This window comes from Kitasatospora sp. NPDC036934, assembly GCF_055608425.1.
This window is the reverse complement of record NZ_JBVJQR010000003.1, coordinates 44,407-69,673: the sequence shown is the minus strand read 5'-3', so window position 1 is coordinate 69,673 and position 25,267 is coordinate 44,407. Positions and strand designations below refer to the sequence as shown.

Here is a 25,267-nt window from a genome sequence, read left to right as displayed (position 1 = left end):
ACCGGCCGGAACCTCCCCCGTGATCCCAGTGGATCCCCATCGGCGCAAGGCCGGCGGACCCCCGCCGACCGGCCGCCCCGACAGATCCCGCGCGAAGGACGAATGTGTCGACAGTGAGTGAACCCGTCAGCCTCTCAGCCCCGAGGGGGGCGGACGCGGGCCTGACCCCCAAGCAGCTTGCAGACAAGTACGGCCTGTCGGTGAGCGGTGCCCGGCCGGGCCTGTTCGCCTACACCAAGCAGCTCTGGGCCCGGCGCCACTTCATCTGGGCCTTCGCCACCGCCCGCCTGGTGGCCCAGTACACGGACGCCAAGCTGGGCCAGCTCTGGCAGGTCGTGACCCCGCTGCTCAACTGCGGTGTGTTCTACCTGGTCTTCGGCGTGATCCTGAAGAGCAAGGAAGGCTTCCCGCCGAACACCTACATCGCCTGGCTCTGCATCGGTGTCTTCGTCTTCCAGTTCACCCAGAACGCCGTGCAGTCCGGCACCCGGGCGATCTCGGACAACCTCGGCCTGATCCGCGCGCTGCACTTCCCGCGCGCCAGCCTGCCGATCGCCTTCACCGTGATCCAGCTCCAGCAGCTGCTGATCTCGATGGTGGTGCTGGTCGTCACCGTGCTGGCGGCGGGCATCACGCCGGGCTCCACCTGGCTGCTGATCATCCCGGCTCTGCTCCTGCAGACGATGTTCAACACCGGCGTCTCGCTGATCATGGCCCGGATCGGGGCCAAGACCAGTGACATCTCCCAGCTGATCCCGTTCGTGATGCGGGCCTGGATGTTCCTGTCCGGCGTGATGTTCAGCATCCAGGACCGGGTCCACAGCTGGCCGCACTACATCCAGGTGCTCTGCAACGTGAACCCGGCCTCGGTCTACATGGACCTGCTGCGGCACGCCTTCGCGCCGATCATCTACAACAAGCACCAGCCCGTGCACCAGTCGCTGCCGGCGCACCAGTGGACCTACGGCATCGCCTGGGCGGTCGGCATGTTCGTCATCGGATACGTCTTCTTCTGGAAGGCCGAGGAGGAGTACGGCCGTGGCTGACACCGACCTGAGCAAGCGCGACACCGTTGCGGACACCAAGGTGGCCCGCGAGCCCACCGTCGTCGTCGACGACGTGCACATCGTCTACCGGGTGCACGGCGCCGGCTCCGGCAAGGGCAGCGCCACCTCGGCGCTGAGCCGCATCATCAGCCGCAAGCGCGCCGCCGGCGTGCGCGAGGTGCACGCGGTCAAGGGCATCAGCTTCACCGCGTACAAGGGCGAGGCCGTCGGCCTGATCGGCTCCAACGGCTCCGGCAAGTCGACCATGCTGGCCGCCATCGCGGGCCTGCTGCCGACCGAGAAGGGCGGCATCTACACCAACGGCCAGCCCTCGCTGCTGGGCGTCAACGCGGCCCTGATGAACGAGCTGAGCGGCGAGCGCAACGTCGTCCTGGGCTGCCTGGCGATGGGAATGTCCCCGGCCGACGTCCGGGCGCGCTACCAGGACATCGTCGACTTCTCCGGGATCAACGACAAGGGCGACTTCATCTCCCTGCCGATGCGCACCTACTCCTCCGGCATGGGCGCCCGGCTGCGCTTCTCGATCGCCGCTGCCAAGACCCACGACGTGCTGCTGATCGACGAGGCGCTGGCCACCGGTGACCAGGCCTTCCAGCAGCGCAGCAAGAAGCGCATCGACGAGCTGCGCGGCTCCGCCGGTACGGTCTTCCTGGTCAGCCACGACAACAACTCGATCCGCGAGGTCTGCGAGCGGACCATCTGGATCGAGGCGGGCGAGCTGGTCATGGACGGCCCGACCGAGGAGGTCGTCGGCCGGTACGAGCGCGGCGAGCGCCCGTAGCCCCGAAGAGTCCCGGCACCGAAGGGCCGGCCCCGGAACACTCCGGCGCCGGCCCTTCGGCGTGCCGCCGCCGGACAGGCCCTACCCCGGGTGGCCCGCCGCCGCGGGGGTGAGCGCCACCGTGCGCCGGGCGGGGCGCTCTTCTCGGGCGCGGCGCGTGGTGTCAGGCTGGGGGCGCGGGGGTGGTGTGCCGTAGGTGACGCCCGCGCTCGGACGCGTGTCCGAGTCGGACCGGTGGTACCGAGCGGTGTAGAACGGGGGAGTGACTGCAGTGTCGGCTTCGGCCCAGCCCAGAGATACGCCGGTGAACCCCTCCGCGGGACAGACCCTGGAGAAGGCGGGGGCGGAGAACTTCCCGGTCGCCCCCTTCTTCCTGCCCGCGGCCTGGCGCGACGACCTGATGGCCGTCTACGGCTTCGCCCGGCTGGTCGACGACGCCGGTGACGGCGACCTGGCCGACCCGGCCGCCACCGCCGCCCTGCTCGGGCTCGAACGGCGGCCCCCCGCCACCCCTTCGGCCCAGTCCGGGCCGCCGAGCCCGGCGGAGGTCTCGTTCCGGCTCGCCCTGCTCGACGGACTGGAGCGCGACCTCGACCGGGTTTTCGAGACCGCCCTGCACTCCGGCGACGCCGAGCGCCCCCGTCACCCGCTGATGAGCGCCCTCGTCCCGGTGGCCGAGCGGCACGCCCTGACCCCCGAGCCGTTCCGCCGTCTGATCGAGGCCAACCGGGTGGACCAGACCACCGCGCGTTACGCCGGCTACGAGGACCTGGTCGGCTACTGCACGCTCTCCGCCGACCCGGTCGGCCGCCTGGTGCTCGCCATCGCGGGCGTCTCCACCCCCGAACGGATCGCCCTCTCCGACGCGATCTGCACCGCCCTCCAGGTGGTCGAGCACCTGCAGGACGTGGCCGAGGACCTCTCCCGCGGCCGGATCTACCTCCCCACCGAGGACCTCGAACGCTTCGGCGTCTCCGAGGAGGAGCTCGCCGCCCCCAGCGCGACCGGAGCCGTCCGGGAGCTGATCGCCTTCGAGGCCGAACGGGCCCGCACCCTGCTCGACCGCGGCGCACCATTGGTAGGTACGGTTCGGGGGAGGCTTCGACTGCTCCTGGCGGGATTCACCGCAGGCGGCTACGCGGCCCTGGCGGCCATCGAGGACGCCGGGTTCGACGTGCTCGCGCAGCAGGCGAAGCCGGACAAGCGCCGCCTCGCAGCGAAGGCGGCGGCCATCTTCGCGAAGGGAAGGTGAACGCCCGAGTGGCGGCATCACCACTGGCGTCGGCCCCGGTCATGGCGGCGTACCGGTACTGCGAGGCAGTCACCGGACTGCAGGCACGCAACTTCAGCTACGGCATCCGCCTGCTGCCCGAGCCCAAGCGGCTGGCCATGTCGGCCCTGTACGCGCTGGCCCGCCGGGTGGACGACATCGGCGACGGCGACCTCCCGGCCGACCGCAAGGCCGAGGCGCTGGTGCGCACCCGGGAGCTGGTGGACGAGGTCCGCTCCGGTGCGGTCGCCGAGGACGACACCGACCCGATCAAGGTCGCCCTGGCCGACGCGGCCCGGCGCTTCCCGATCCCGCTCGGCGGGTTCGACGAGCTGATCGACGGCGTCGAGATGGACCTCAAGGGCGCCGAGTACCAGACGTACGAGGAGCTCAAGGTCTACTGCCGCTGCGTGGCTGGCGCCATCGGCCGGCTCTCGCTGGGCGTCTACGGCTGCGACGACCCCGAGCGCGGGGCGCACTACGCGGACGCCCTGGGCCTGGCCCTGCAGCTCACCAACATCCTGCGCGACCTGCGCGAGGACGCCCTGACCGGCCGTACCTACCTGCCCACCGAGGACCTGGTCCGGTTCGGCTGCGAGCAGGGCTTCGCGCTGCCCAAGCCGCCGGTCGGCGCCGACTTCACCGGGCTGGTGGCCTTCGAGGCCGCCCGTGCCCAGGCCGCCTTCGAGGAGGGCCTGCGCCTGCTGCCGATGCTCGACCGCCGCAGCCGCGCCTGCACCGCCGCGATGGCCGGGATCTACCACCGGCTGCTCGGCCGGATCGCCGCCGACCCCGAGTCGGTGCTGCGCGGCCGGGTCTCGCTCCCGGGCTGGGAGAAGGCGTACGTCGCGCTTTCCGGGCTCGCCGGGGGGCGTTCTTGATTCTCGCCACGCTTCTGTCACGCTGTGTCAGCGGGGAATCACATCCGGGTGGGAGCGTGTTGGCCACGGTGCCGAGCACGACAGTGCCGGCCACAGCGACCGCCGCCGGGCGGTCCGGCGACTGCGAGGGGGAGGGTTGATGACCGGGCGAGCCGATGCCGCGCGCCCGGCCGCCGTCGTGGTCGGCGGCGGCCTGGCCGGAATCACCACCGCACTGCGACTGGCCGAGGCGGGCCATGACGTCACCCTCGCCGAGGGGCGCCCCCGGCTCGGCGGCCTGGCGTTCTCCTTCCAGCGCGGCGAGCTGACCGTCGACAACGGCCAGCACGTCTTCCTGCGCTGCTGCACCGCCTACCGCGGCCTGCTGGAGCGCCTCGGCGCCGCCCGGATGACCCACATCCAGGACCGCCTGGACGTCCCGGTGCTCTCCGTCAGCGGCCCTGCCGAGGCCCCGGTGCGCACACTCGGCCGGCTGCGCCGGGCCGGCCTGCCCGTCCCGCTGCACCTGGCCGGCAGCCTCGCCCGTTACCCGCACCTGTCCCCGGGCGACCGGGCCCGGGTGGTCCGCGGGGCGCTCGCCCTGAAGGGCCTGGACCTCGCCGACCCGGCGCTGGACGGGCTCTCCTTCGGCGAGTGGCTGCGCCGCAACGGGCAGAACGCCGCCACCACGGCCGCGCTCTGGGACCTGGTCGGCGTCGCCACCCTGAACGCCCCGGCCGACCAGGTCTCGCTGGCGCTGGCCGCGATGGTGTTCAAGACCGGGCTGCTCTCAGACCCGGGGGCCTCCGACATCGGCATCGCCGCCGTCCCGCTGGGTGTGATCCACCACGACCGGGCGCTCGCCGAGCTGGAACGCGTCGGCGTGCGGGTGCTGCTTCGCACCCGGGTCGCGGAGCTCAAGCCGGCCACCCCCCAGCACGCCGTCCGGCTGGAGGGCGGCCAGCTGGGGGGCGGGAAGCTGCTCACCGCCGACACCGTCGTGCTGGCCGGTGCCCAGGACACCGCGGCCGCCCTGCTGCCGCCGGGTGCCGTCCCCCACCGCCTGGCGGACCTCGGCACCACGCCGATCCTCAACGTGCACGTGGTCTACGACCGCAAGGTGCTGCGCCGGCCGTTCTTCGCCGCGCTCGGCAGCCCGGTCCAGTGGGTGTTCGACCGCACCACCCACTCCGGCCTGGTCGGCACCCCGATCGGCCGTGCCCACCCCGGCGCCCAGTACCTGGCGCTCTCGCAGTCCGCCGTCCAGGACGAGATCGACCTGCCGGTCGCCGAACTGCGCGACCGCTACCTGCCCGAGCTGGCCCGGCTGCTCCCGGCCGCCGCCGGCGCCGAGGTGCTGGACTTCTTCGTCACCCGGGAGCGCACCGCCACCTTCGACGGTGCTCCCGGCAGTGCCGCACTGCGCCCGCCGGCCGCCACCGGTGTCCCCGGGGTGCTGCTGGCCGGCGCGTGGACCGCCACCGGCTGGCCCGCGACCATGGAGGGCGCCGTGCGCAGCGGTCACGCCGCCGCCGACGCGGTGCTCGCCGCGGCCGGCGCCCGGGTGCCCGTGGACCGGGCCGACGGGCGGTGGCCGAGGTGACGGCGGGCCCCGTCGCCGGGGAGCCCGCCAGAGCCGACGGGCGTACCGTCGGCCCCAGCGGCCGTAGCGACACCGTTCGCTCTGGCACCACCCGCACTGGCACCACCCGCACTGGCACCAGCCGCACCGACAGCAGCCGACCGCCCCGTGCGGTCCGGCACCACGAGGGAGAGGGAACGCACGTGGAGTCACGCACCGGCTTCGCCGTCGGAGGCACGGCGCACGCCGAACCGGTCTCGGTGCCGGAGCTGCTCGCCCGCAGCCGTACGCTCTGCACTCCGCCGCTACGGGCCACCATCGCCCGTCTGGCCGCACCGATGGACATGGTCGCGGCGTACCACTTCGGCTGGATCGACCGGGACGGCACCCCGGTGGAGGGCGACGGCGGCAAGGCCGTACGGCCCGCGCTGGCCCTGCTGTCCGCCCAGGCGGCCGGTGCGGCGGCCGAGGTCGGGGTCCCCGGCGGGGTTGCGGTTGAACTGGTGCACAACTTCTCCCTCCTCCATGATGATCTGATGGACGGTGACGAGACTCGCCGGCACCGGGCCACCGCCTGGACGGTCTTCGGACCGGCCCAGGCGATCCTGGTCGGCGACGCTCTGGCGACGCTCGGCACGGAGGTGCTGCTCGACGCCGCGGTGACCGGCGGCGCGAGCCCCGCCGACGCCGCGCGGGCCGTCCGGTTGCTCACCACCGCGACCCGCCGCCTGATCGACGGCCAGGCGATGGACGTCGCCTTCGAACAGCGCGACAGCGTCACCGTCGCCGAATGCCTGGAGATGGAGGGCGGCAAGACGGCGGCCCTGCTGGCCGCCGCCTCGGCGATCGGCGCCGTCCTGGCCGGGGCCGACGACAAGGTCTCCGACGCGCTCCAGCGCTACGGCCACCACCTGGGCCTGGCCTTCCAGGCGGTGGACGACCTGCTGGGCATCTGGGGCGCGACCGAGGTCACCGGCAAGCCGCACTGGGGCGACCTGCGCCAGCGCAAGAAGTCCCTGCCGGTCGCCGCCGCCCTCGCCGAGGGCGGGGCCGCCTCGCGCCGGCTGGCCGAGCAGCTCGCCGACCCGAAGGGCCGGGGCGAGGAGAGCGAGCCCGAGCTGGCCGCCCGGGCCGCGCTGATCGAGGAGGCCGGCGGCAGGACCTGGACCCAGGAGGAGGCCCGCCGCCAGCACACGACTGCCCTCGCCGCCCTGGACGAGGTGCCCATGTCCGACGGGGTGCGCGAGCACTTCGTCGCACTCGCCGAATTCGTGGTGGTACGAGAGAGGTGACGTTACGTTGACAGCAACCGCGGACGGCCGGCTCGACCCTGAGTACGATCCCGAGCCGGTCGCGGTGGGCGACCGCCCCCCGGCCCTGCTGGGCGCGGGGCGGTGGCAGCCCGAGGACACCGACCGGCCACGGCCGGCCGGTGAGGCGGACCGGCAGCCCGGCGACGCGCGCGAGGCCCTGGCGCGCGCCACCACCCACCTGCTCTCGCTGCAGTCGTCCGAGGGCTGGTGGAAGGGCGACCTCGAGACCAACGTCACCATGGACGCCGAGGACTTACTGCTCCGCCAGTTCCTGGGCATCAGGACGGAGGAGCTGACCCGGGCCACCGCCGAGTGGATCCGCTCCAAGCAGCGGGAGGACGGCACCTGGGCCACCTTCCACGGCGGGCCGGCCGAGCTGTCCACCACCGTCGAGGCGTACGTCGCCCTCAAGCTCGCCGGCGACGACCCCGACGCCCCCCACATGCTGGCCGCCGCGCGCTATGTCCGCTCCGCCGGGGGCATCGCGGCCGCCCGGGTGTTCACCCGGATCTGGCTCGCGCTCTTCGGCTGGTGGCCCTGGGAGCGGTTGCCCGAGATGCCGCCCGAGATCATCTTCCTGCCCAAGTGGCTGCCGCTGAACATCTACGCCTTCGGCTGCTGGGCCCGCCAGACCATCGTCCCGCTGACCATCGTCTCGGCCCACCGCCCGGTCCGTCGGGCCCCCTTCGCGCTCACCGAGCTGCACACCGACCCGGACCACCCGTACCCCGACCGGCCGCTCGCCCCCGTCACCAGCTGGGACGGCATGTTCGAGCGTCTTGACAAGGTGCTGCACGCCTACCACCGCCGGGCCTTCCGGCCGCTGCGCCGACTCGCCGTCGCCCAGGCCTGCCGCTGGATCGTCGAGCGGCAGGAGGCCGACGGCTGCTGGGGCGGCATCCAGCCGCCGGCCGTCTACTCGTTGATCGCCCTGCACCTGGAGGGCTACGAGCTGGAGCACCCGGTGATGAAGGCCGGGCTCTCCTCCTTCGACCGCTTCACCGTGCACACCGAGGACGGCATGCGCTGGATGGAGGCCTGCCAGTCCCCGGTCTGGGACACCTGCCTGGCCACCATCGCGCTGGTCGACGCCGGCCTGCCGGCCGACCACCCGGCGCTGGTCTCCGCCGTCGACTGGATGCTCGGCGAGGAGATCCGCAAGCAGGGCGACTGGTCCGTCCAGCGGCCCGGGCTCCCGGCCGGCGGCTGGGCCTTCGAGTTCGAGAACGACACCTACCCCGACATCGACGACACCGCCGAGGTGGTGCTGGCGCTGCGCCGGGTCGCCCACCCGGACCCGGCCAAGGTCGACGCCGCGGTGGACCGGGGCGTGCTGTGGAACCTCGGCATGCAGTCCAAGAACGGAGCCTGGGGCGCCTTCGACGTCGACAACACCAGCCTGCTGCCGAACAAGCTGCCGTTCTGCGACTTCGGCGAGGTGGTCGACCCGCCCTCCGCGGACGTCACCGCCCACGTGGTGGAGATGCTCGCCGAGACCGGCCGGGCCCGCGACCCGCGCACCCGGCGAGGCATCGAGTGGCTGCTGCGCAACCAGGAGGCGGACGGCTCCTGGTTCGGCCGCTGGGGCACCAACTACATCTACGGGACCGGCTCGGTGCTGCCCGCCCTGGTCGCGGCCGGCGTCCCGGACGAGCACCCGGCGATCCGCCGGGCCGTGCGATGGCTGGAGGACCGGCAGAACGCCGACGGCGGGTGGGGCGAGGACATGCGCTCCTACGACGACCCGGCGCGCTGGGCCGGTCGCGGCGACTCCACCGCCTCGCAGACCGCGTGGGCGCTGATGGCGCTGCTCGCGGCAGGCGAGGGCCCGGACGGCCGGGCCAACCCGGCGGCGGAGCGCGGGGTGGAGTGGCTGGTGCGCACCCAGCTGCCGGAAGGCACCTGGGACGAGCCGCAGTTCACCGGCACCGGCTTCCCGTGGGACTTCTCCATCAACTACCACCTGTACCGGCTGGTCTTCCCGGTCACCGCGCTCGGCCGGTACCTCAACGGCAGCCCCGGCATGGTGAAGCCCGGCGGCACCCCGGCGATCGGGGCCTCACGGTGACCACCGCCCCGCTGCTGGTGCTCTGCGCGCTGGGCCCCGAGGTGTGGGCCCTGCGCGGCGGGGACTGGCGCGGCGCGGCGGGCGGGCCACCGGTGCTGCTGCGCACCGGGGTCGGCCGGCGGCGCGCCGGGACGGCCGTGCGGCGGCTGCTCGGCTCCGCCCCGGGCGGCTACGGCGCGGTCGTGGTGGCCGGCTTCGGCGCCGCCGTCGGGCCGGGCGTCGCGCCGGGCGACGTGGTGGCCGCGGACGGCGTGCGCGACGCCGAGGGCCACCTCTACCCGGTCGACTCCGGGCCGGAGCTGGCCCGGGCGCTCAAGGTGCGGGGCCTGACCGCGCACACCGGGGTGCACCACACCGCCGACCACGTGGTGCGCGGCATCGAGCGGCGCGCCCTGCACCTCCAGGGAGCGCTCGCCGTCGACATGGAGGCCGCCGCCGTCCTGGCCGCGCTGCGGGAGGTGCGCCCGGTGCTGCCCGTCGCCGTACTGCGGGTGGTGGTGGACACCCCCGAGCACGAACTGCTGCGGCTGGGCACGCTGCCGGCCGGGGTGCGCGCCTGGCGGACCCTGCGGGCGACGGTGCCCGCCCTGGTCGACTGGTACCGGCAGGAGCCGGGCCCGCGCCCCGGCTCCGCAGACCTGAACCACCCCACATCCTCGACGCTCCCCCAGGAGGCGAGCTAGCCATGGCCATGCCGTTGCGCCAGACCGTGCGGGTCGGCACCTACCTGATGCAGCAGAAGCTGCTCAAGCGACGGGACAAGTTCCCGCTGATCGTCGAACTGGAACCGCTGTTCGCCTGTAACCTCGCCTGCGAGGGCTGCGGCAAGATCCAGCACCCGGCCGGCGTCCTCAAGCAGCGGATGCCCGTCGCCCAGGCGGTCGGCGCGGTCCTGGAGTCGGGTGCCCCGATGGTCTCGATCGCCGGCGGCGAGCCGCTGATGCACCCGCAGATCGACGAGATCGTCCGGCAGCTGGTGGAACGCCGCAAGTACGTCTTCCTCTGCACCAACGCGCTGCTGATGCGCAAGAAGATGGACAAGTTCAAGCCCTCGCCGTACTTCACCTTCGCGGTGCACATCGACGGCCTGCGCGAACGGCACGACGAGTCGGTGGCCAAGGAGGGCACCTTCGACGAGGCGGTGGCTGCGATCAAGGAGGCCAAGCGGCGCGGCTTCCGGGTCACCACCAACAGCACCTTCTTCAACACCGACACCGCGCAAACCGTCATCGACGTGCTGGACTTCCTCAACGACGAGCTGAAGGTCGACGAGATGATGATCTCCCCGGCCTACGCCTACGAGAAGGCCCCCGACCAGGAGCACTTCCTCGGCGTCGAACAGACCCGGGAGCTCTTCCGCAAAGCCTTCGCCGGCGGCAACCGCAAGCGCTGGCGCCTCAACCACAGCCCGCTCTTCCTGGACTTCCTGGAGGGCAAGGCCGACTTCGAGTGCACCCCCTGGGGCATCCCCAACTACTCGCTGTTCGGCTGGCAGCGGCCCTGCTACCTGATGGCCGACGGCTACGTGCCGACCTACCGGGAGCTGGTCGAGAAGACCGACTGGAGCAAGTACGGGCGCGGCAAGGACCCGCGCTGCGAGAACTGCATGGCCCACTGCGGCTACGAGCCGACCGCCGTCCTCGCCACCATGGGCTCGCTCCAGCAGTCGCTGCGCGCCATCACCGAGACCGTCAGCTCCAACCGCGGGCGCTGAGCCCGGGCCGGGCGCCGCCCGTCCCGAAGCCGTCCCGCCCAGAGCTCCCGACCGGCCCGGGCCGTCGTGCCCGGGCCGGCCCCGCCCCGCCGGGCGGAGGCACCACCGCACCACATCCGAGTCGTGAGGTGTACCCATGTCACTGCTCTCCCGCGTCACGTCCCCGGCCGAGCTGCGCAAGCTCCCGGCCGCCGAACTGCCGCAGCTCGCCGACGAGATCCGCGACTTCCTGATCGACGCCGTCACCCGCACCGGCGGCCACCTCGGGCCCAACCTCGGCGTGGTGGAGCTCACCATCGCGCTGCACCGGGTCTTCGACTCGCCGTACGACCGGATCGTCTTCGACACCGGCCACCAGAGCTACGTCCACAAGCTGCTCACCGGCCGGCAGGACTTCTCCAAGCTGCGGATGAAGGGCGGGCTGTCCGGCTACCCCTCGCGGGCCGAGTCCGAGCACGACCTGGTCGAGAACTCGCACGCCTCCACCGCGCTCTCGTACGCCGACGGGCTCGCCAAGGCCGCCCAGCTGCTCGGCCAGCACGACCGGCACACCGTCGCGGTGATCGGCGACGGCGCGCTCACCGGCGGGCTCGCCTGGGAGGCGCTCAACAACATCGCCGAGGCCCGTGAACGGCCGCTGGTCATCGTCGTCAACGACAACGAGCGCTCCTATGCCAGGACCGTCGGCGGCCTCGCCAACCATCTGGCCACCCTGCGCACCACCCAGGGCTACGAGCGCTTCCTCGCGCTCGGCAAGGAGGCGCTGCAGCGCACCCCACTGGTCGGGCAGCCGATCTTCGACGCGCTGCACGGCGCCAAGAAGGGCTTAAAGGACGCCTTCGCGCCGCAGGGCATGTTCGAGGACCTAGGGCTCAAGTACCTCGGGCCGATCGACGGCCACGACCTGGGCGCGGTCGAACAGGCGCTGCGGCAGGCCCGGAACTTCGGCGGCCCGGTCATCGTGCACTGCCTGACCGTCAAGGGGCGCGGCTACCGGCCCGCCGAGCAGGACGAGGCGGACCGCTTCCACGCCGTCAACCCGATCGACCCGTACACCTGCCTGCCGATCTCGCCCAGCGCCGGAGTCTCCTGGACCTCGGTGTTCGGCGAGGAACTGCTCGCGCTCGGCGCCGAGCGGCCCGACCTGGTGGCGATCACCGCGGCGATGCTCCAGCCGGTCGGACTGGCGGCCTTCGCCAAGGCCTACCCGGACCGGACCTTCGACGTCGGGATCGCCGAGCAGCACGCCGTCACCAGCGCGGCGGGTCTGGCCACCGGCGGGCTGCACCCCGTGGTGGCGGTGTACGCGACCTTCCTGAACCGGGCCTTCGACCAGGTGCTGATGGACGTCGCCCTGCACCGGCTGGGCGTCACCTTCGTGCTCGACCGCTCCGGGGTCACCGGCTCGGACGGGGCCTCGCACAACGGCATGTGGGACCTGTCGATCCTGCAGGTCGTCCCCGGGCTGAGGCTCGCCGCGCCGCGCGACGCCGAGCAACTGCGGGCCCAGCTGCGCGAGGCCGCCGAGGTCGACGACGCGCCGACCGTCATCCGCTTCCCCAAGGGCAACGTCGGGCCGGTGATCAAGGCGGTCGAGCGGATCGGCGGGACGGACGTGCTGCTGCGCACCGGACCGGCCCCGGAGATCCTGCTGGTCGCCGTCGGCGCCACCGCCTCCGCCTGCCTGGACGCCGCCCGGCTGCTGCTCGCCGAGGGCTTCACCGCGACCGTGGTCGACCCGCGCTGGGTCAAGCCGGTCGATCCGGCGCTGGCCGACCTCGCCGCCGCCCACCGGCTGGTGGTCACCGTCGAGGACAACGGCCGTACCGGGGGCGTCGGTTCGGCCGTCGCCCAGGCGCTGCGCGACGCCGACGTGGACGTTCCGGTCCGGGTGCTCGGCCTGCCGCAGGAGTTCCTCGGCCATGCCGCCCGCGGCGAGATCCTGGAGGAGGCCGGCCTGACCGGCACCGGGGTCGCGGCCCAGGCCGCCGTCTTCGTCAAGAACCTGCTACCGACTCGAGGAGCGAACCCGCGCCATGCCGGCTGACCCAGACCGCCCAGCCTTCGACCTCGCCGCCCTCCTCGCCGAACGCGGCGGTGAGCGTTACGAGTTGCACAGCCGCTACCTCAACCCGCAGCTGCCGCGGATGCTCCACACCATCGGCTTCGACAAGTACTACGAGCGCGCGGAGGGCCAGTACTTCTACGACGCCGAGGGCAACGAGTACCTCGACATGCTGGCCGGCTTCGGCATCTTCGCGCTCGGCCGGCACCACCCGGCGGTGCGCTCGGCGGTCCAGCAGGTGATGGACCTCGACCTGCCGGACCTGGTCCGTTTCGACTGCTCGCCGCTGCCCGGACTGCTGGCCGAGCGGCTGCTGTCGTACGCGCCCGGGCTGGACCGGGTGTTCTTCGGCAACAGTGGCACCGAGGCGGTGGAGACCGCGCTGAAGTTCGCCCGGTACGCCACCGGCCGCAAGCGCGTCCTCTACGCCGACCACGCCTTCCACGGGCTGACCACCGGCTCGCTGTCGGTCAACGGGGAAGGCGGCTTCCGCAAGGGCTTCGACCCGCTGTTGCCGGACACCGCCATCCCGCTGGGCGACATCGGGGCGCTGGCCAAGGAGCTGAAGCGCGGGGACGTCGCGGCGCTGATCGTCGAGCCGATCCAGGGCAAGGGCGTCCAGGCGCCGCCGCCGGGCTGGCTGCGGGCCGCCCAGGCGCTGCTGCACGAGCACAAGGCGCTGCTGATCTGCGACGAGGTGCAGACCGGGATCGGCCGCACCGGCGAGTTCTTCGCCTACCAGCACGAGGAGGGCGTGCTGCCCGACCTGGTGTGCGCGGCCAAGGCGCTTTCCGGCGGGTACGTGCCGATCGGGGCGACGCTCGGCAAGAGCTGGATCTTCGAGAAGGTGTACTCCTCGATGGACCGGGTGCTGGTGCACTCGGCCAGCTTCGGGTCCAACGCCCAGGCGATGGCGGCCGGGCTGGCGACCCTGGAGGTGATGCGCGAGGAGAAGGTGGTCGAGAACGCCCGGCAGGTCGGCGACCGGTTCCGGGAGCGGCTGGCGGCGCTGATCGACCGGTACGAGCTGCTCGCCGAGGTGCGCGGCCGCGGGCTGATGATCGGCATCGAGTTCGGCCGGCCCAAGTCGCTGAAACTGCGCACCGGTTGGACGGCCCTGCAGGCGGCGCGCAAGGGGCTGTTCGCGCAGATGGTGGTCGTTCCGCTGCTGCAGCGGCACCGGATCCTGACCCAGGTGTCCGGGGACCACCTGGAGGTGATCAAGCTGATCCCGCCGCTGATCATCACCGATCGGGACGTGGACCGGTTCGTCGACGCGTTCACGGAGATCATGGACGAGGCGCACCGGGGGAACGGCCTGATGTGGGACTTCGGGCGGACGCTGGTGAAGCAGGCGGTGGGCAACCGCTGACGCTGCGCGGAGTGGGAGGTCGGACGGGCCGACTTCCCACTCCGTGGGAGACACCGCGTCAGAGCTCGGTCCGGCGGCGCCGGACGACCACCACGAGATCGACGACGGCGAACAGGGTGAGCAACCCGAGGGCGATCGCGAAGCCGGTGAGGGTGCCCCGGCTGGGCGCGCCGTCCACCGGGGAGGAGGCTGCCCACAGTGCGAAGCCCGCCGTCCCCAGCGCGAACAGCGGGGTGAAGGTCAGCGAGAGCAGGTAGCGGAGCTTGAGGTCGCTGCGGGCGGTGGCCGGCTCGGTGCCGCTGCGCCACCGTCGCCGCGGGGTCGTGGTGCGCATGCTCGTTCACCTCCGGGCCGCGCGGGTGGGGGCTACGATTCCAGCGTACGTCCGAGGGGGAGAGCCGGGGAGGCACGATGACGGGGTCGGACGCCGGGGGCGCGGGCACCGCGGGGGAGGACGCCGAGGGCTACGCGGGCCTGCGGGTCGAGCGCGCCCGGGAGCTCGCCCGGCGGCACGGCTGGGCCTCGGTCCGGGTGCTGGAGCCGGGGCAGCTGATGACCATGGAGTACCGGGAGGGGCGGCTGAACCTCACGGTGCGGAACGGGGTGGTCGAGCGGAGCTGGGAGGGGTAGGCCCCGGCTGCGTGGTGCCCTCGGTGCACGCGGTGTGCTGGGCGGCTTGGGTGCCCCGGGTGCTCTGGGTGCGCTCAGCGGGATCAACGGGAGCAGCGGGCTCAGCGTGCGAATCGTCGGTGGAGCCGCTGCTCGGCGACGGCGATCAGCGGTTCCAGCAGGGGCAGTGAGAGCAGGACCAGCAGTCCGGCTGCCCAGCCGGCCAGTACGTCGGAGACCCAGTGGGTGCCCAGGTAGACCGTGGTCAGGCCGATCGAGCAGGCGGTGGCGGCGGCGACCACGGTGCCGGTGCGCCGCCAGCGGACCGCGAGGTAGGCGAGCACGCCCCAGGTGACCACGGCGTTGGCGGTGTGGCCGGAGGGGAAGATGGTCCCGCCGGAGAACAGCTCGGGCGAGCCGACGTACTGGGCGTAGTGCGGGCCGAGCCGGCCAGTGATGATCTTGACCGCGCCGACCGTGACGTTGAGCAGCAGCAGCGCGACGCCCATCACCAGCAGCGGGCGCAGCCGGCCGAGGCGGTGGGCGCGCCAGAGGAGCCAGGCGAAGGCGGCGATGGCGCTGGGGCCGCGCTGTCCGGCGACCACCCAGGTGTTGAGCAGTGGCTCCAGGCTGGGCCACCGGTCGTAGGGGCGCAGCAGGCGGACCGACCAGTCGAGGTCTACCAGGTCGGTGTTGAGCAGGACGCCGGCCAGCACCAGGAGGTAGGCGGCGAGGGAGGCCGCGAACAGGGCGGCCCGGCGGCGGCTCATCGGGGGCCAGCCCGGTCCGCCGGGGTCGGTCGCGCCGGGCGCATGTTCGGTCGGGCCGGGGGTGAGGGCGGTCGAGCCGGAGGCGTGCCCGGTCGGGCCGGGGACGAGGCCGGGAGCACGGTCGCGGTCCGGCAGCTCCCGACGGTCGGCGCTGCGGCGTTCCGGCCCCTGGCGCGGAATGCGAGCGGCGGTACTTCTGGATTGCACGGGGTGACCATACCCATCCGGCCGAGGCTATTCCGGAGGGAATTGTCATTTTCCCGGGAAATCGACAATTGGGTCGGCATCGGGTGGCCCGGGGAGTGATTTCCGGTATTCCAGGATCGAATGCCAGTGTGGTCTTCGAATGATTCTTCAAAAGCCCCGGTAAAGAAAACGGAGCGGGAGGCCGGTTCGCCCGGCTTCCCACTCCGTGGTAACCCTGTGTAGGTTCCGTGCTCAGTCGAGGGGGCCGCCAGCGACGTAGATCACCTGGCCGGACACGAAGCCGGCTCCCTCGCCGGCCAGGAACGCGATGGTGTTGGCGACGTCCTCGGGCTCGCCGACCCGCTGGACCGGGATCTGGGAGGCCGCAGCCCGCTTGAAGTCCTCGAAGTCCATGCCGACCCGGGCCGCGGTGGCCGCTGTCATGTCAGTAGCGATGAAGCCGGGGGCGACCGCGTTGGCGGTGATGCCGAACTTGCCCAGCTCGATGGCCAAAGTCTTGGTGAAGCCCTGCAGACCGGCCTTGGCGGCCGAGTAGTTGGCCTGGCCGCGGTTGCCCTGGGCGGATGAGGAGGACAGGTTGACGATGCGGCCGAAACCGGCGTCGACCATGTGCTTCTGCACCGCGCGGGTCATCAGGAAGGCTCCGCGCAGATGCACGTTCATGACCGTGTCCCAGTCGGACTCGGACATCTTGAAGAGCAGGTTGTCGCGGAGTACGCCCGCGTTGTTGACCAGCACGACCGGGGCGCCCAACTCGGCGACCACGCGGTCGACGGCGGCCTGGACCTGCTCGGCGTCCGAGACGTCGGCGCCGACGGCCAGCGCCCGCCCGCCGGCGGCGGTGATCCGATCGACGGTGTCCTTGCCGGCGGCCTCGTCCAGGTCCAGGACGGCCACCGCGTAGCCGTCGGCGGCCAGTCGGACGGCGGTGGCGGCGCCGAGGCCGCGGGCGGCGCCGGTGACGACGGCGACCCGGGGGGCGGTGCTCTGTTCGGTCATGCTCGCTCTCGTCTCTCTCGGGGGTGCCTCCGGGGGAGTGCCCCCGGAGAGGGTGCCCATACCCTACCGGCGAGTAGGGGAGGCGACCAGGGTGGAGAGGCGCAGGTGACGGTCGGTAAGGACCGACCGGTCGGCTTTCTGCTGAGAACGGGTTACTGCACGAGCGTGGCAGCGCGTAAATATGCCAATGTTGCCGAACCTGCGTCTACTATCCGCCCCTGCCTGCCAGCAAGGGCCCGCCGTTTGTATAGTGTCCGCCAGCAGCCACCGGCTGCACGGCTGGAGCGCCCTCCCTCATAGCTGGACGCCCACTCGCCGTTACTGCCCCACCCGGGTGTCCCACACACACCGGGTGTGACATCGGGACGGATACATGGTGCTGGGGGAGATCCCGACAACCCGCGTGTCCGCGCGACTGCAGCAGTCGCCCGGACACCTCATTCGCGTTGCACAGCAGGTTCACACCCGGCTGTGGTCGGAGCACGTCGGAGCCGATCTCACGGCTCCGCAGTTCGCGGTCCTGCTGGTGCTCGCCCTCGAACCGGGCGCGGACCAGCGGACCGTCGGCGAGCGTGCCTCGCTCGACAAGGCCACGATGGCGGAGATGGTCGCGCGGCTGGTCCGCCGCGGCCTCGTGCTGCGAAGGCGTGACCCGGCCGACGGTCGGCGCAAGCTGCTCGCCCTCTCGCAGAGCGGTGCCCAGGCGGTCCGCGAGGCCACCGGTGGTGTGGTCCGCGTCCAGCGGGTGCTGTTCGAGCCGCTCACGCCGGACGAGCAGGTCGAGATCGTCCGGGTGATGGCCAAGATAGCCAGGCTGGAGCCCGCGGCGGTCGCCGTCTTCACCGACGCCCGGCCGATACTGGACGCCCAGCGGGCGATCGGCTACCTGATCAGGGTCGGCCAGCAGGTGCACACCAAGCTCTGGTCCGAGCACGTCGGTGCGGAGCTGACGGCTCCGCAGTACGCCGTGCTGGACGCGCTGGAGCTGGAGCCGGGCGCGGACCAGCGCACGGTCGGCGAGCTGGCCTCGCTGGACAAGGCCACGATGGCCGAGATGGTCAGCCGACTGGTGCGCCGCGGTCTGGTGCAGCGCCGGCGCGACCCCTCGGACGGGCGGCGCAACCTGCTCTCGCTGTCGCCGGCGGGTCAGGACCTGCTGCACCGCTCGGCCGCCGGGGTGGCCGAAGTCCAGCGGCTGCTGCTCGCGCCGCTGGCGGAGGAGGAGCACGAGATGGCGCTCGCGCTCATCGCCAAGACGGGCAGGCTCTAGCCCAAGCTTTGGTAACAACAGCCAAAACGATTCACCAAAGTTCCTGGCGCTCACGGCCGTCGGCATCGGCCGATCGTTGACGTCGGTGAATCCGGACACACCGAAGTGCCGCTCGTCCCTGCGGGGAACGAGCGGTACTTCGATATGACCGACACTCAGGAATGTTGTTGTCGGGGGCGCCGGGCCTGATCGGCCGGCGCCCCCACGGCGTCCGTCAGTTCCAGTCGAACCCCTGCGGGTCCGGCCCGATCCGCTTGCCGGTGGCGACACCGGCGATCGCCGCCAGGTCCTCGGCGTCCAGCTCGAAGCCGGTGACGTCGAGGTTCTCGCGGATGCGCGACGGGGTGACCGACTTCGGGATGGCGATCACACCGCTCTGCAGGTGCCAACGGAGCACCACCTGGGCGACCGTGCGGCTGTGCTTCTCGGCGACCTTCGCCAGCGCCGGCTCGGCGAGCAGCTCCCCGCCCTGGCCCAGCGGGCTCCAGGCCTCGGTGGCGATGCCGTGCTCGGCGTGGAAGGCGCGCAGCTCCTCCTGCGGGAAGTACGGGTGCAGCTCGACCTGGTTCAGCACCGGCACGACCGAGGCCTCGTCCAGCAGGCGGGTCAGCTGCTCGGTGCCGAAGTTGGAGACGCCGATCGACTTGACCCGGCCGCCCTCCTTCAGCTGCTCCAGGGCCTTCCAGACGTTCAGGAAGGTGCCGTGCATCGGGCGCGGCCAGTGGATCAGGTACAGGTCGAGGTAGTCGAGGCCGAGCTTCTCCAGCGAGGCGTCGAACTCGCGCAGCACCGCGTCGCGGCCCTGCTCGCCGGACCAGTCGCGGGTGCCGGAGTTCCACAGCTTGGTGGTGACGTAGAGGTCCTCGCGGGCGAGGCCGCCCTCCAGTGCTTCGGTGATGGCCGCGCCGGTGCCGGCCTCGTTCTCGTAGATCGCCGCGGTGTCGATCGAGCGGTAGCCCGCTTCGATCGCCGTGCGCACGGCGGGGGTGGCCTGGGCGTCCTCGACCTGCCACACGCCGAAGCCGAGCTGGGGGATCTTCGCGCCGTCGTTCAGGGTGATGCTGGGGATGTTGCTCACGGGGAAGGGGTGCCTTCCTGGTCGTCCGTCGGTTCCAGAGGGGGCAACTGGCGCCCCGGCACGATTGTTCCCGCCGTTCGGGCGAATCTTTGGCGAAGCTTTACGACGGCGTGGCGTGCGCCGGAGCCGTACCGCGGGGCCGTACGCGGGGGTGACCGCGGGGTGGCGGGAGCGGGGCGACGGAAAACCTGTTGCGCGGGTCACACCGGGCTTGGCAGTCTCGCAGACATGACCTCCTGAGACCCGGGTCCTTCGTACCCATCCCCCGCCCGTCCGGCGCCCCCGCCGGACGCGTCGACGTCGCCGTGCCGATGCGCCGCACGTCCTGTGCCCGTTCCAGCGCGTGAGCGGGGCGGCCCCTCCGTACGGCCCGCGCGAGTTGATGCGCGGCCGGCTCCGGTGACTCCGCGCCGTCCGCACGTCCTGCACACCTTGCACATCCCGCTCCTCCCGCTCCTCCCGCACCCTTCGCATCGGAGTGTCATGCCGCTCACCCCCCTGCCGCTGGCCGACCCCGGCAGTCCCGACCTCTCCTCACCCCTGGCGTTCCTGCGCTGGCTGCAGCGCGCCCAGCGGCGCGGTCAGATCCGTGCCACCTGCTGGGCGCTGGTCGAGATGGGCGCCCAGGCCGCGCTGCCGATACCGCTCGGGCACGGCGTTCAGGCCGCCGTCGACGGCGACGCCGGCGGGATCTGGCGGGCCGGCGCGCTCGCGCTGCTGCTGTCCGCCACCGCGTCGGTCGGCACCGTGCTGCTGCACCGGCAGGCGGTCTGGAACTGGATCCACGCGGCCTGCCACGTACGGCAGTTGGTGGCCGGGCAGGCCTCGCGCCTCGGCGCCGGGCTGTCCCGGCGGATCGCCACCGGCGAGGTGGTCGCGGTCGGTAGCGGGGACGTCGAACGGATCGGCTGGTACGTCGAACTGGTGGCCCGGGTGCGGGCCGCGGTGATCGTCTGGCTGGCCGTCAGCGCGGTGGTGCTGGTGGTCGAGCCGGTGCTCGGGATCGGGGTGCTGCTCGGCGTTCCGGTGCTGGCCGCCTCGGTCTGGCCGCTGATCCGTCCGTTCGAGCGGCGCTACGAGAAACAGCGCGAACTCGGCGGCAAGGCCACCGAACTGGCCGCCGACACCGTCGCCGGGCTGCGGGTGCTGCGCGGGATCGGCGGTGAGGAACTGTTCCTTGAGCGGTACCGGGCGGCCTCCCAGAAGGTCCGCTCGGCGGCGGTGCGCTCGGCCCGGTTGTGGTCCCTGATGCAGGCCCAACAGGTGCTGCTGCCAGGCCTGTTCGTGGTCGGGGTGACGTGGTACGGCGCCCGGCTGGCGGCCTCCGGGGAGCTCGGCGTGGGCACCCTGATCGCGGTGTACGGCGCGACGGCCTTCCTGGCCGCTCCGCTGCGGATCCTGGGCGAGGCCGCGCACGCCTGGAGCGTCGCCCGGGTCTCCGCCGGACGGGCCGTGCGGGTCCTCTCGCTCACCCGGACCAGCGGCGCGGCCGAGGGCACGCTGACCCGGCCGGGCCGGTCCGACCTGCACGACCCGGCCACCGGACTGACCGCCCGGGCCGGTGAACTGACCGCGGTGGTCTGCGGGGACCCGGACGTCGCCGGGGCGCTCGCCGAGCGGCTCGGCGGCCACGTCCCGTCGGCCGAGGGCGAGCCGGAACTGCCCTCCGCCCGGCTCGGCGGCACCGAACTGGACACCGTGCCGCTGGTCGAAGCCAGGGCGGCGGTGCTGGTCCACGACAAGGAGCCGGTGCTGCTCTCCGGCACGCTGGCCGAGCTGCTGGACATCCCGTCCTCCGGTCGGGTCCCGGTGGCCGAGGCGCTCGCCGCGGCCCGCTCCGAGGACGTGCTGGAGGCACTGGTGGACGGCTCGCCCGAGTGCGCGGGCGACCCGATGCTCGCCCGGATCACCGAACGCGGGCGCTCGCTCTCCGGCGGGCAGCGCCAGCGGCTCGCCCTGGCCCGCGCGCTGCTGGCCGACCCGCCCGTGCTGGTGCTGGACGAGCCCACCAGCGCGGTGGACGCCCACACCGAGTCCCGGATCGCCACCGGCTTGCGGAACACCCGGGCAGGGCGCACCACCGTGGTGTTCGCGACCAGCCCGCTACTGCTGGACCAGGCGGACCGGGTGGTGCTGTTGCGCGAGGGCCGGGCGGTGGCGGCCGGTCGACACCGCGACCTGATGCGCACCGAGCCGGCCTACCGGGCCGTGGTCACCCGGGACGAGGAGGCCGCGCAGGTGGAGGAGGCCGCGCAGGTATGAGCGCCGCCGTCGACTCCGCCGTCGACTCCGCCGTCGAGCCCGCCGTCAACCGTCCGACCCCGTACGTGAGGAGCACGTCATGAAGCCCCCCGTCCATCAGGAGCAGGGGCCGGCCACCACCCTGCCGGTCGGCTCCCCGGCCGCCGTGCGGCGGTACCTGGGGGTGTTGGCGCGGCGCCACCGGGGCGGGTTCGCCGCGGTGGTCTCGCTGCACTCGATGGCCACCCTGGCCGGGCTGGTCGGGCCCTGGGTGCTCGGCAGCCTGGTCGAGTCGCTGGCCACCGGCACCGCCGGGGCGACCATCGCGGTGGCGGTCGGCTGGTACCTGCTGGCGCTGGCGGTGCAATCCGCCTTCACCGGCTGGTCCCGGATGCGCGGCGCGGTGCTCGGCGAGCGCGTGCTGGCCGACCTGCGGGAGGACTTCCTGGTCCGCTCGGTGGCGCTGCCGACCGGGGTGCTGGAGCGGGCCGGCACCGGGGACCTGGTATCCCGGGGGACCACCGACATCGACCGGCTTGACAAGTCGGTGCGCGAGGCCGTTCCCGAACTCGCCGTCGCGGTGGTGTCGTTGCTGCTGGTGCTGGGCGCCCTGCTGGTCACCTCGCCGCTGCTCGCGCTGACCTCGCTGGTCGGGCTGCCGCTGCTGTTGGTCAGCTCCCGCTGGTACTTCCGGCGCGCGCCGCAGTCCTACCGCAACGAGTCGGCCGGGTACGCGGCGGTCAGCAACGTGCTGGCCGAGACGGTGGACGCCGGGCGGACGGTCGAGGCGCTGAGGCTGGGGGAGCAGAGGGTCCGGCTGACGGACCGCAAGCTGGGCGAGTGGCTGGCCTGGGAGCGCTACACCCTGTGGCTGCGTTCGGTCTGGTTCCCGACCATCGACGCGGTCTACACCTCGGCGGTGCTGGCCACCCTGGTGGTCGGCGGGCTGTTCACCCTCAAGGGCTGGCTCACCGTCGGGCAGTTGACCACCGGCGTGCTGTACGCCCAGATGCTGACCGGCCCGGTGGACCTGATCCTGCGCTGGTACGACGAGCTGCAGATCGGACAGGCCTCGCTGGCCAGGCTGGTCGGTGTGCACGAGGTGCCGGAGCACGAGGGCGACGAGTCGGCCCGTCCGGACGGTCGCCGGGTCGAGGCCCGGGACGTCCGCTTCGGTTACCGGGAGGGTGCGGACGTGCTGCACGGGATCAGCCTGGACGTCGCCCCGGGCAGCCGGGTCGCGCTGGTCGGGCCGTCCGGGGCGGGCAAGTCCACGCTCGGGCGGCTGCTGGCCGGGATCTACGCGCCCGGGCGCGGCAGCGTCACCCTCGGAGGGGCGGCGCTGTCCCGGATGCCGGCCGAGCGAGTGCGGTCCGAGGTCGCCCTGGTCAACCAGGAGCACCACGTGTTCGTCGGCACGCTGCGGGACAACCTGCGCCTGGCCGCGCCCGAGGCGGATGACACCGAACTGCGGGCCGCGCTGGACGCGGTGGACGCCGGGGACTGGGTGGACGCCCTCCCGGAGGGGCTGGACACCGAGGTCGGCTCCGGCGGCACCTCGCTGACCCCGCCGCAGGCCCAGCAACTCGCCCTGGCCCGGCTGGTGCTGGCCGACCCGCACACCCTGGTGCTCGACGAGGCCACCTCGCTGCTGGACCCGCGGGCCGCCCGGCACCTGGAGCGCTCGCTGTCCCGGGTGCTGGAGGGCCGGACGGTCATCGCCATCGCCCACCGGCTGCACACCGCGCACGACGCGGACGTGATCGCGGTGGTCGAGGGCGGGCGGATCAGCGAGTACGGCAGCCACCCGGAGCTGGTCGCGGCCGGCGGCCCGTACGCGGCGCTCTGGCGGTCCTGGCGGGACGAACGCTAGAGCCTTTCCGGCGGATCCTGCCGGGCCGGCGCTCCGGTGGGTGCGGCAGTGTAACGGGGGTTCGAAACCCGTACGGGGTCGGATTGCCCCGTGCGGGTTACTCCTTTGTCCGGAAGGGCGCGTAGCCGGGCAAATCGCCACCCCGGCCAGCAGACTGCTCCGGTGACCAAGATTTCAGACGGCTCATCCCGGCCCCAGCGCAGCGAGATCGGCGGGATCCCCACGAGGTACATCGGGATCGGCGTCATCGTCATCCTCGCGGTGTGGTTCCTGTTCGCCAACCTCGACAAGGTCAAGATCCAGTTCTGGGTGTTCACTGTGACCGCGCCGCTCTGGATCGCGCTGCTGGCGACGCTGGTCGCCGGCGGCGTACTGGGCTGGCTGCTGAAGGGACGGCGCGGCCGGTGAGCACCAGCACCCCCGAACCGGCCCCGAGCGGGTCCTCCGCCTTCACGCCGCTGATCGAGCTGCGCGGGGTCAACAAGCACTTCGGTGAGCTGCACGTGCTGCAGGACATCGAGCTGACGGTCGGCCGCGGTGAGGTCGTCGTGGTGATCGGACCGTCCGGTTCCGGCAAGTCCACCCTCTGCCGGGCGATCAACCGGCTGGAGCCGATCGAGCACGGCACCATCCTGATCGACGGCCAGCCGCTGCCCGAGGAGGGCAAGGGGCTGGCCAGGCTGCGCGCCGAGGTCGGCATGGTGTTCCAGTCCTTCAATCTGTTCGCGCACAAGACCGTGCTGCAGAACGTCTCGCTCGCCCAGACCAAGGTCCGGGGCCGCGCGAAGCCTGAGGCCGACGCCAAGTCCCGCGCGCTGCTGGAGCGGGTCGGACTGGCCGCGCAGGCCGAGAAGTACCCGGCCCAGCTCTCCGGCGGCCAGCAGCAGCGGGTCGCGATCGCCCGCGCGCTGGCGATGGACCCCAAGGCACTGCTGTTCGACGAGCCGACCTCCGCGCTCGACCCCGAGATGATCAACGAGGTGCTGGACGTGATGCGCCAGCTCGCGAGTGAGGGCATGACGATGGTCGTGGTCACCCACGAGATGGGCTTCGCCCGGGCCTCGGCGAACCGGGTGGTGTTCATGGCCGACGGCCGGATCGTCGAGGACCGCGCCCCGGAGGCGTTCTTCAGCGCCCCCGAGAGCGAGCGCGCCCGGGACTTCCTGTCCAAGATCCTGAAGCACTGAGGACGGCGCAGTGAACCCCATGACGACGCTCGCGGCGCGGGCGCGCGGACGCCTGGCCGCCGCCCTGCTGCTCGCCGTGCTGGCGACCGGCTGCGGCAAGGCCGGCACCCCGCCGCCCAAGGGTCCCCAGCCCAGCGCGCTGCCCAGCTACCAGGTGCAGGACGCCGCCGCGATCACCGGCTCGCCGACCCTGGACGCCGCCCGCAACCGGGGCCACCTGGTGGTCGGCGCCAAGGAGGACCAGCCGTACCTGGGCCAGAAGAACCCGGCCACCGGCGTGTACTCCGGCTTCGACATCGAGATCGCCAAGATGGTCGGCGCCTCGCTCGGCTTCCCGCCGGAGAAGATCCAGTTCAAGACCATCGCCTCGGCCAACCGCGAGACGGCGCTGCAGAACGGCCAGGTGGACTACTACGTCGGCACGTACACCATCAACGACAACCGCAAGAAGCTGGTCGGCTTCGCCGGGCCGTACTTCGTCGCCGGGCAGTCGCTGTTGGTGCGCAAGAACGACAACAGCATCCACGGCCCGCAGGACCTGAACGGCAAGAAGGTCTGCTCGGCGGCCGGCTCGACGCCGTACCAGCGGATCCAGTCGCAGTACCCGAAGGCGCACCTGATCGGCTACGACACCTACTCGGCCTGCGTGGACAACCTGATCACCGGTCAGGTGGACGCCGTCACCACCGACAACGCGATCCTGCTGGGCTACGCGGCCAAGGTGCCGGACGAACTCAAGGTGGTGGGCCCGCTGTTCTCGACCGAGCCGTACGGGATCGGCACCCCCAAGACCGACACCGTGCTGCGCGGGGCGCTGAACGACGCGCTGGCGCACCACGAGGAGAACGGGGACTGGAAGAAGGCCTTCGACGTGACCCTCGGCCTGTCCGGGGAGCCCGCACCCACCCCGCCGACGATCAACCGGTACTGAGAGGGCCGCG

Annotated in this window: 22 protein-coding genes; 18 read left to right on the top strand and 4 right to left on the bottom strand. The window is 72.5% G+C overall.

Annotated features, from left to right (window positions below):
* The first annotated feature begins 104 nt into the window (after positions 1–104).
* From ACZ7BZ_RS05450 to ACZ7BZ_RS05400, 11 genes are all read left to right on the top strand, one after another.
* The gene (locus ACZ7BZ_RS05450; RefSeq protein ID WP_380453252.1) at positions 105–1,046 is read left to right on the top strand and encodes an ABC transporter permease; all 942 of its coding nucleotides are present in this window, start codon (positions 105–107) and stop codon (positions 1,044–1,046) included.
* The gene (locus ACZ7BZ_RS05445; RefSeq protein WP_470357212.1) at positions 1,039–1,848 is read left to right on the top strand and encodes an ABC transporter ATP-binding protein; all 810 of its coding nucleotides are present in this window, start codon (positions 1,039–1,041) and stop codon (positions 1,846–1,848) included. The genes ACZ7BZ_RS05450 and ACZ7BZ_RS05445 overlap by 8 nt, the downstream gene beginning before the upstream one ends.
* Positions 1,849–2,152: 304 nt before the next feature.
* The gene (hpnC, locus tag ACZ7BZ_RS05440) at positions 2,153–3,100 is read left to right on the top strand and encodes a squalene synthase HpnC (RefSeq protein ID WP_470357211.1); all 948 of its coding nucleotides are present in this window, start codon (positions 2,153–2,155) and stop codon (positions 3,098–3,100) included.
* Between the two features lie 41 nt (positions 3,101–3,141).
* Positions 3,142–3,999: a presqualene diphosphate synthase HpnD gene (gene hpnD / locus ACZ7BZ_RS05435; protein WP_380453310.1), complete on the top strand. Its 858-nt coding sequence runs from the start codon at positions 3,142–3,144 to the stop codon at positions 3,997–3,999.
* 139 nt (positions 4,000–4,138) lie between these two features.
* Positions 4,139–5,581: a hydroxysqualene dehydroxylase HpnE gene (hpnE, locus tag ACZ7BZ_RS05430; RefSeq protein ID WP_470357210.1), complete on the top strand. Its 1,443-nt coding sequence runs from the start codon at positions 4,139–4,141 to the stop codon at positions 5,579–5,581.
* A gap of 182 nt (positions 5,582–5,763) precedes the next feature.
* Positions 5,764–6,852, top strand: a complete 1,089-nt coding sequence (locus ACZ7BZ_RS05425; RefSeq protein ID WP_470357209.1) for a polyprenyl synthetase family protein — start codon at positions 5,764–5,766, stop codon at positions 6,850–6,852.
* Between the two features lie 7 nt (positions 6,853–6,859).
* The gene (gene shc / locus ACZ7BZ_RS05420; RefSeq protein WP_470357208.1) at positions 6,860–8,941 is read left to right on the top strand and encodes a squalene--hopene cyclase; all 2,082 of its coding nucleotides are present in this window, start codon (positions 6,860–6,862) and stop codon (positions 8,939–8,941) included.
* Complete coding sequence (locus tag ACZ7BZ_RS05415) at positions 8,938–9,624, top strand: phosphorylase family protein (RefSeq protein ID WP_470357207.1); 687 nt, start codon at positions 8,938–8,940, stop codon at positions 9,622–9,624. The genes shc and ACZ7BZ_RS05415 overlap by 4 nt, the downstream gene beginning before the upstream one ends.
* Before the next feature lie 2 nt (positions 9,625–9,626).
* On the top strand, positions 9,627–10,655 hold the full coding sequence (hpnH, locus tag ACZ7BZ_RS05410; RefSeq protein ID WP_380453238.1) for an adenosyl-hopene transferase HpnH: 1,029 nt from the start codon (positions 9,627–9,629) through the stop codon (positions 10,653–10,655).
* A 136-nt stretch (positions 10,656–10,791) separates the two neighbouring features.
* Complete coding sequence (gene dxs, locus ACZ7BZ_RS05405; protein ID WP_470357206.1) at positions 10,792–12,702, top strand: 1-deoxy-D-xylulose-5-phosphate synthase; 1,911 nt, start codon at positions 10,792–10,794, stop codon at positions 12,700–12,702.
* Positions 12,692–14,092, top strand: coding sequence for an aspartate aminotransferase family protein (locus ACZ7BZ_RS05400; protein WP_465750331.1), 1,401 nt, complete (start codon positions 12,692–12,694; stop codon positions 14,090–14,092). The genes dxs and ACZ7BZ_RS05400 overlap by 11 nt, the downstream gene beginning before the upstream one ends.
* A 58-nt stretch (positions 14,093–14,150) precedes the next feature.
* On the opposite strand, the gene ACZ7BZ_RS05395 is transcribed toward ACZ7BZ_RS05400, so the two are convergent.
* The gene (locus ACZ7BZ_RS05395; protein WP_465750328.1) at positions 14,151–14,426 is read right to left on the bottom strand and encodes a DUF6343 family protein; all 276 of its coding nucleotides are present in this window, start codon (positions 14,424–14,426) and stop codon (positions 14,151–14,153) included.
* A 77-nt stretch (positions 14,427–14,503) separates the two neighbouring features.
* On the opposite strand from ACZ7BZ_RS05395, the gene ACZ7BZ_RS05390 reads away from it, so the two are divergent.
* Positions 14,504–14,722: an I78 family peptidase inhibitor gene (locus ACZ7BZ_RS05390; RefSeq protein ID WP_380453232.1), complete on the top strand. Its 219-nt coding sequence runs from the start codon at positions 14,504–14,506 to the stop codon at positions 14,720–14,722.
* A gap of 101 nt (positions 14,723–14,823) precedes the next feature.
* Here ACZ7BZ_RS05390 and ACZ7BZ_RS05385 read toward each other — a convergent pair whose 3' ends face one another.
* Positions 14,824–15,678 carry a phosphatase PAP2 family protein gene (locus tag ACZ7BZ_RS05385; RefSeq protein WP_470357205.1) on the bottom strand — a complete coding sequence of 285 codons (855 nt, stop codon included), beginning with the start codon at positions 15,676–15,678 and terminating at the stop codon, positions 14,824–14,826.
* Between the two features lie 231 nt (positions 15,679–15,909).
* A complete protein-coding gene (gene fabG, locus ACZ7BZ_RS05380; protein ID WP_380453228.1) occupies positions 15,910–16,677 on the bottom strand; it encodes a 3-oxoacyl-ACP reductase FabG in 768 nt (255 codons plus the stop codon).
* Positions 16,678–17,080: 403 nt separating this feature from the next.
* Between fabG and ACZ7BZ_RS05375 the strand changes: the two genes are divergently transcribed.
* On the top strand, positions 17,081–17,947 hold the full coding sequence (locus tag ACZ7BZ_RS05375) for a MarR family winged helix-turn-helix transcriptional regulator (RefSeq protein WP_470357204.1): 867 nt from the start codon (positions 17,081–17,083) through the stop codon (positions 17,945–17,947).
* 214 nt (positions 17,948–18,161) lie between these two features.
* On the opposite strand, the gene ACZ7BZ_RS05370 is transcribed toward ACZ7BZ_RS05375, so the two are convergent.
* On the bottom strand, positions 18,162–19,025 hold the full coding sequence (locus ACZ7BZ_RS05370) for an aldo/keto reductase (RefSeq protein WP_470357203.1): 864 nt from the start codon (positions 19,023–19,025) through the stop codon (positions 18,162–18,164).
* A gap of 483 nt (positions 19,026–19,508) precedes the next feature.
* On the opposite strand from ACZ7BZ_RS05370, the gene ACZ7BZ_RS05365 reads away from it, so the two are divergent.
* The 5 genes from ACZ7BZ_RS05365 to ACZ7BZ_RS05345 all read left to right on the top strand — a co-directional run bounded on the left by ACZ7BZ_RS05365 (position 19,509) and on the right by ACZ7BZ_RS05345 (position 25,257).
* Complete coding sequence (locus ACZ7BZ_RS05365) at positions 19,509–21,287, top strand: ABC transporter transmembrane domain-containing protein (protein WP_470357202.1); 1,779 nt, start codon at positions 19,509–19,511, stop codon at positions 21,285–21,287.
* 79 nt (positions 21,288–21,366) lie between these two features.
* The gene (locus ACZ7BZ_RS05360; RefSeq protein WP_470357201.1) at positions 21,367–23,139 is read left to right on the top strand and encodes an ABC transporter ATP-binding protein; all 1,773 of its coding nucleotides are present in this window, start codon (positions 21,367–21,369) and stop codon (positions 23,137–23,139) included.
* Positions 23,140–23,301: 162 nt separating this feature from the next.
* Positions 23,302–23,547: a LapA family protein gene (locus ACZ7BZ_RS05355; protein WP_470357200.1), complete on the top strand. Its 246-nt coding sequence runs from the start codon at positions 23,302–23,304 to the stop codon at positions 23,545–23,547.
* A 50-nt stretch (positions 23,548–23,597) separates the two neighbouring features.
* Complete coding sequence (locus ACZ7BZ_RS05350; protein ID WP_470357537.1) at positions 23,598–24,326, top strand: amino acid ABC transporter ATP-binding protein; 729 nt, start codon at positions 23,598–23,600, stop codon at positions 24,324–24,326.
* Between the two features lie 19 nt (positions 24,327–24,345).
* Positions 24,346–25,257 carry a glutamate ABC transporter substrate-binding protein gene (locus ACZ7BZ_RS05345; protein WP_470357536.1) on the top strand — a complete coding sequence of 304 codons (912 nt, stop codon included), beginning with the start codon at positions 24,346–24,348 and terminating at the stop codon, positions 25,255–25,257.
* Positions 25,258–25,267 lie beyond the last annotated feature (10 nt).

What these genes read in the sequence shown, in the direction of transcription:
- hpnH (WP_380453238.1), top strand. Translation starts at nt 9,627, where the DNA reads ATGGCCATGCCGTTGCGCCAGACCGTGCGGGTCGGCACCTACCTGATG.
- ACZ7BZ_RS05345 (WP_470357536.1), top strand. Translation starts at nt 24,346, where the DNA reads ATGACGACGCTCGCGGCGCGGGCGCGCGGACGCCTGGCCGCCGCCCTG.
- ACZ7BZ_RS05400 (WP_465750331.1), top strand. Translation starts at nt 12,692, where the DNA reads ATGCCGGCTGACCCAGACCGCCCAGCCTTCGACCTCGCCGCCCTCCTC.
- ACZ7BZ_RS05360 (WP_470357201.1), top strand. Translation starts at nt 21,367, where the DNA reads ATGAAGCCCCCCGTCCATCAGGAGCAGGGGCCGGCCACCACCCTGCCG.
- hpnD (WP_380453310.1), top strand. Translation starts at nt 3,142, where the DNA reads ATGGCGGCGTACCGGTACTGCGAGGCAGTCACCGGACTGCAGGCACGC.
- dxs (WP_470357206.1), top strand. Translation starts at nt 10,792, where the DNA reads ATGTCACTGCTCTCCCGCGTCACGTCCCCGGCCGAGCTGCGCAAGCTC.
- hpnE (WP_470357210.1), top strand. Translation starts at nt 4,139, where the DNA reads ATGACCGGGCGAGCCGATGCCGCGCGCCCGGCCGCCGTCGTGGTCGGC.
- fabG (WP_380453228.1), bottom strand. Translation starts at nt 16,677, where the DNA reads ATGACCGAACAGAGCACCGCCCCCCGGGTCGCCGTCGTCACCGGCGCC.
- ACZ7BZ_RS05390 (WP_380453232.1), top strand. Translation starts at nt 14,504, where the DNA reads ATGACGGGGTCGGACGCCGGGGGCGCGGGCACCGCGGGGGAGGACGCC.
- ACZ7BZ_RS05365 (WP_470357202.1), top strand. Translation starts at nt 19,509, where the DNA reads ATGCCGCTCACCCCCCTGCCGCTGGCCGACCCCGGCAGTCCCGACCTC.
- ACZ7BZ_RS05395 (WP_465750328.1), bottom strand. Translation starts at nt 14,426, where the DNA reads ATGCGCACCACGACCCCGCGGCGACGGTGGCGCAGCGGCACCGAGCCG.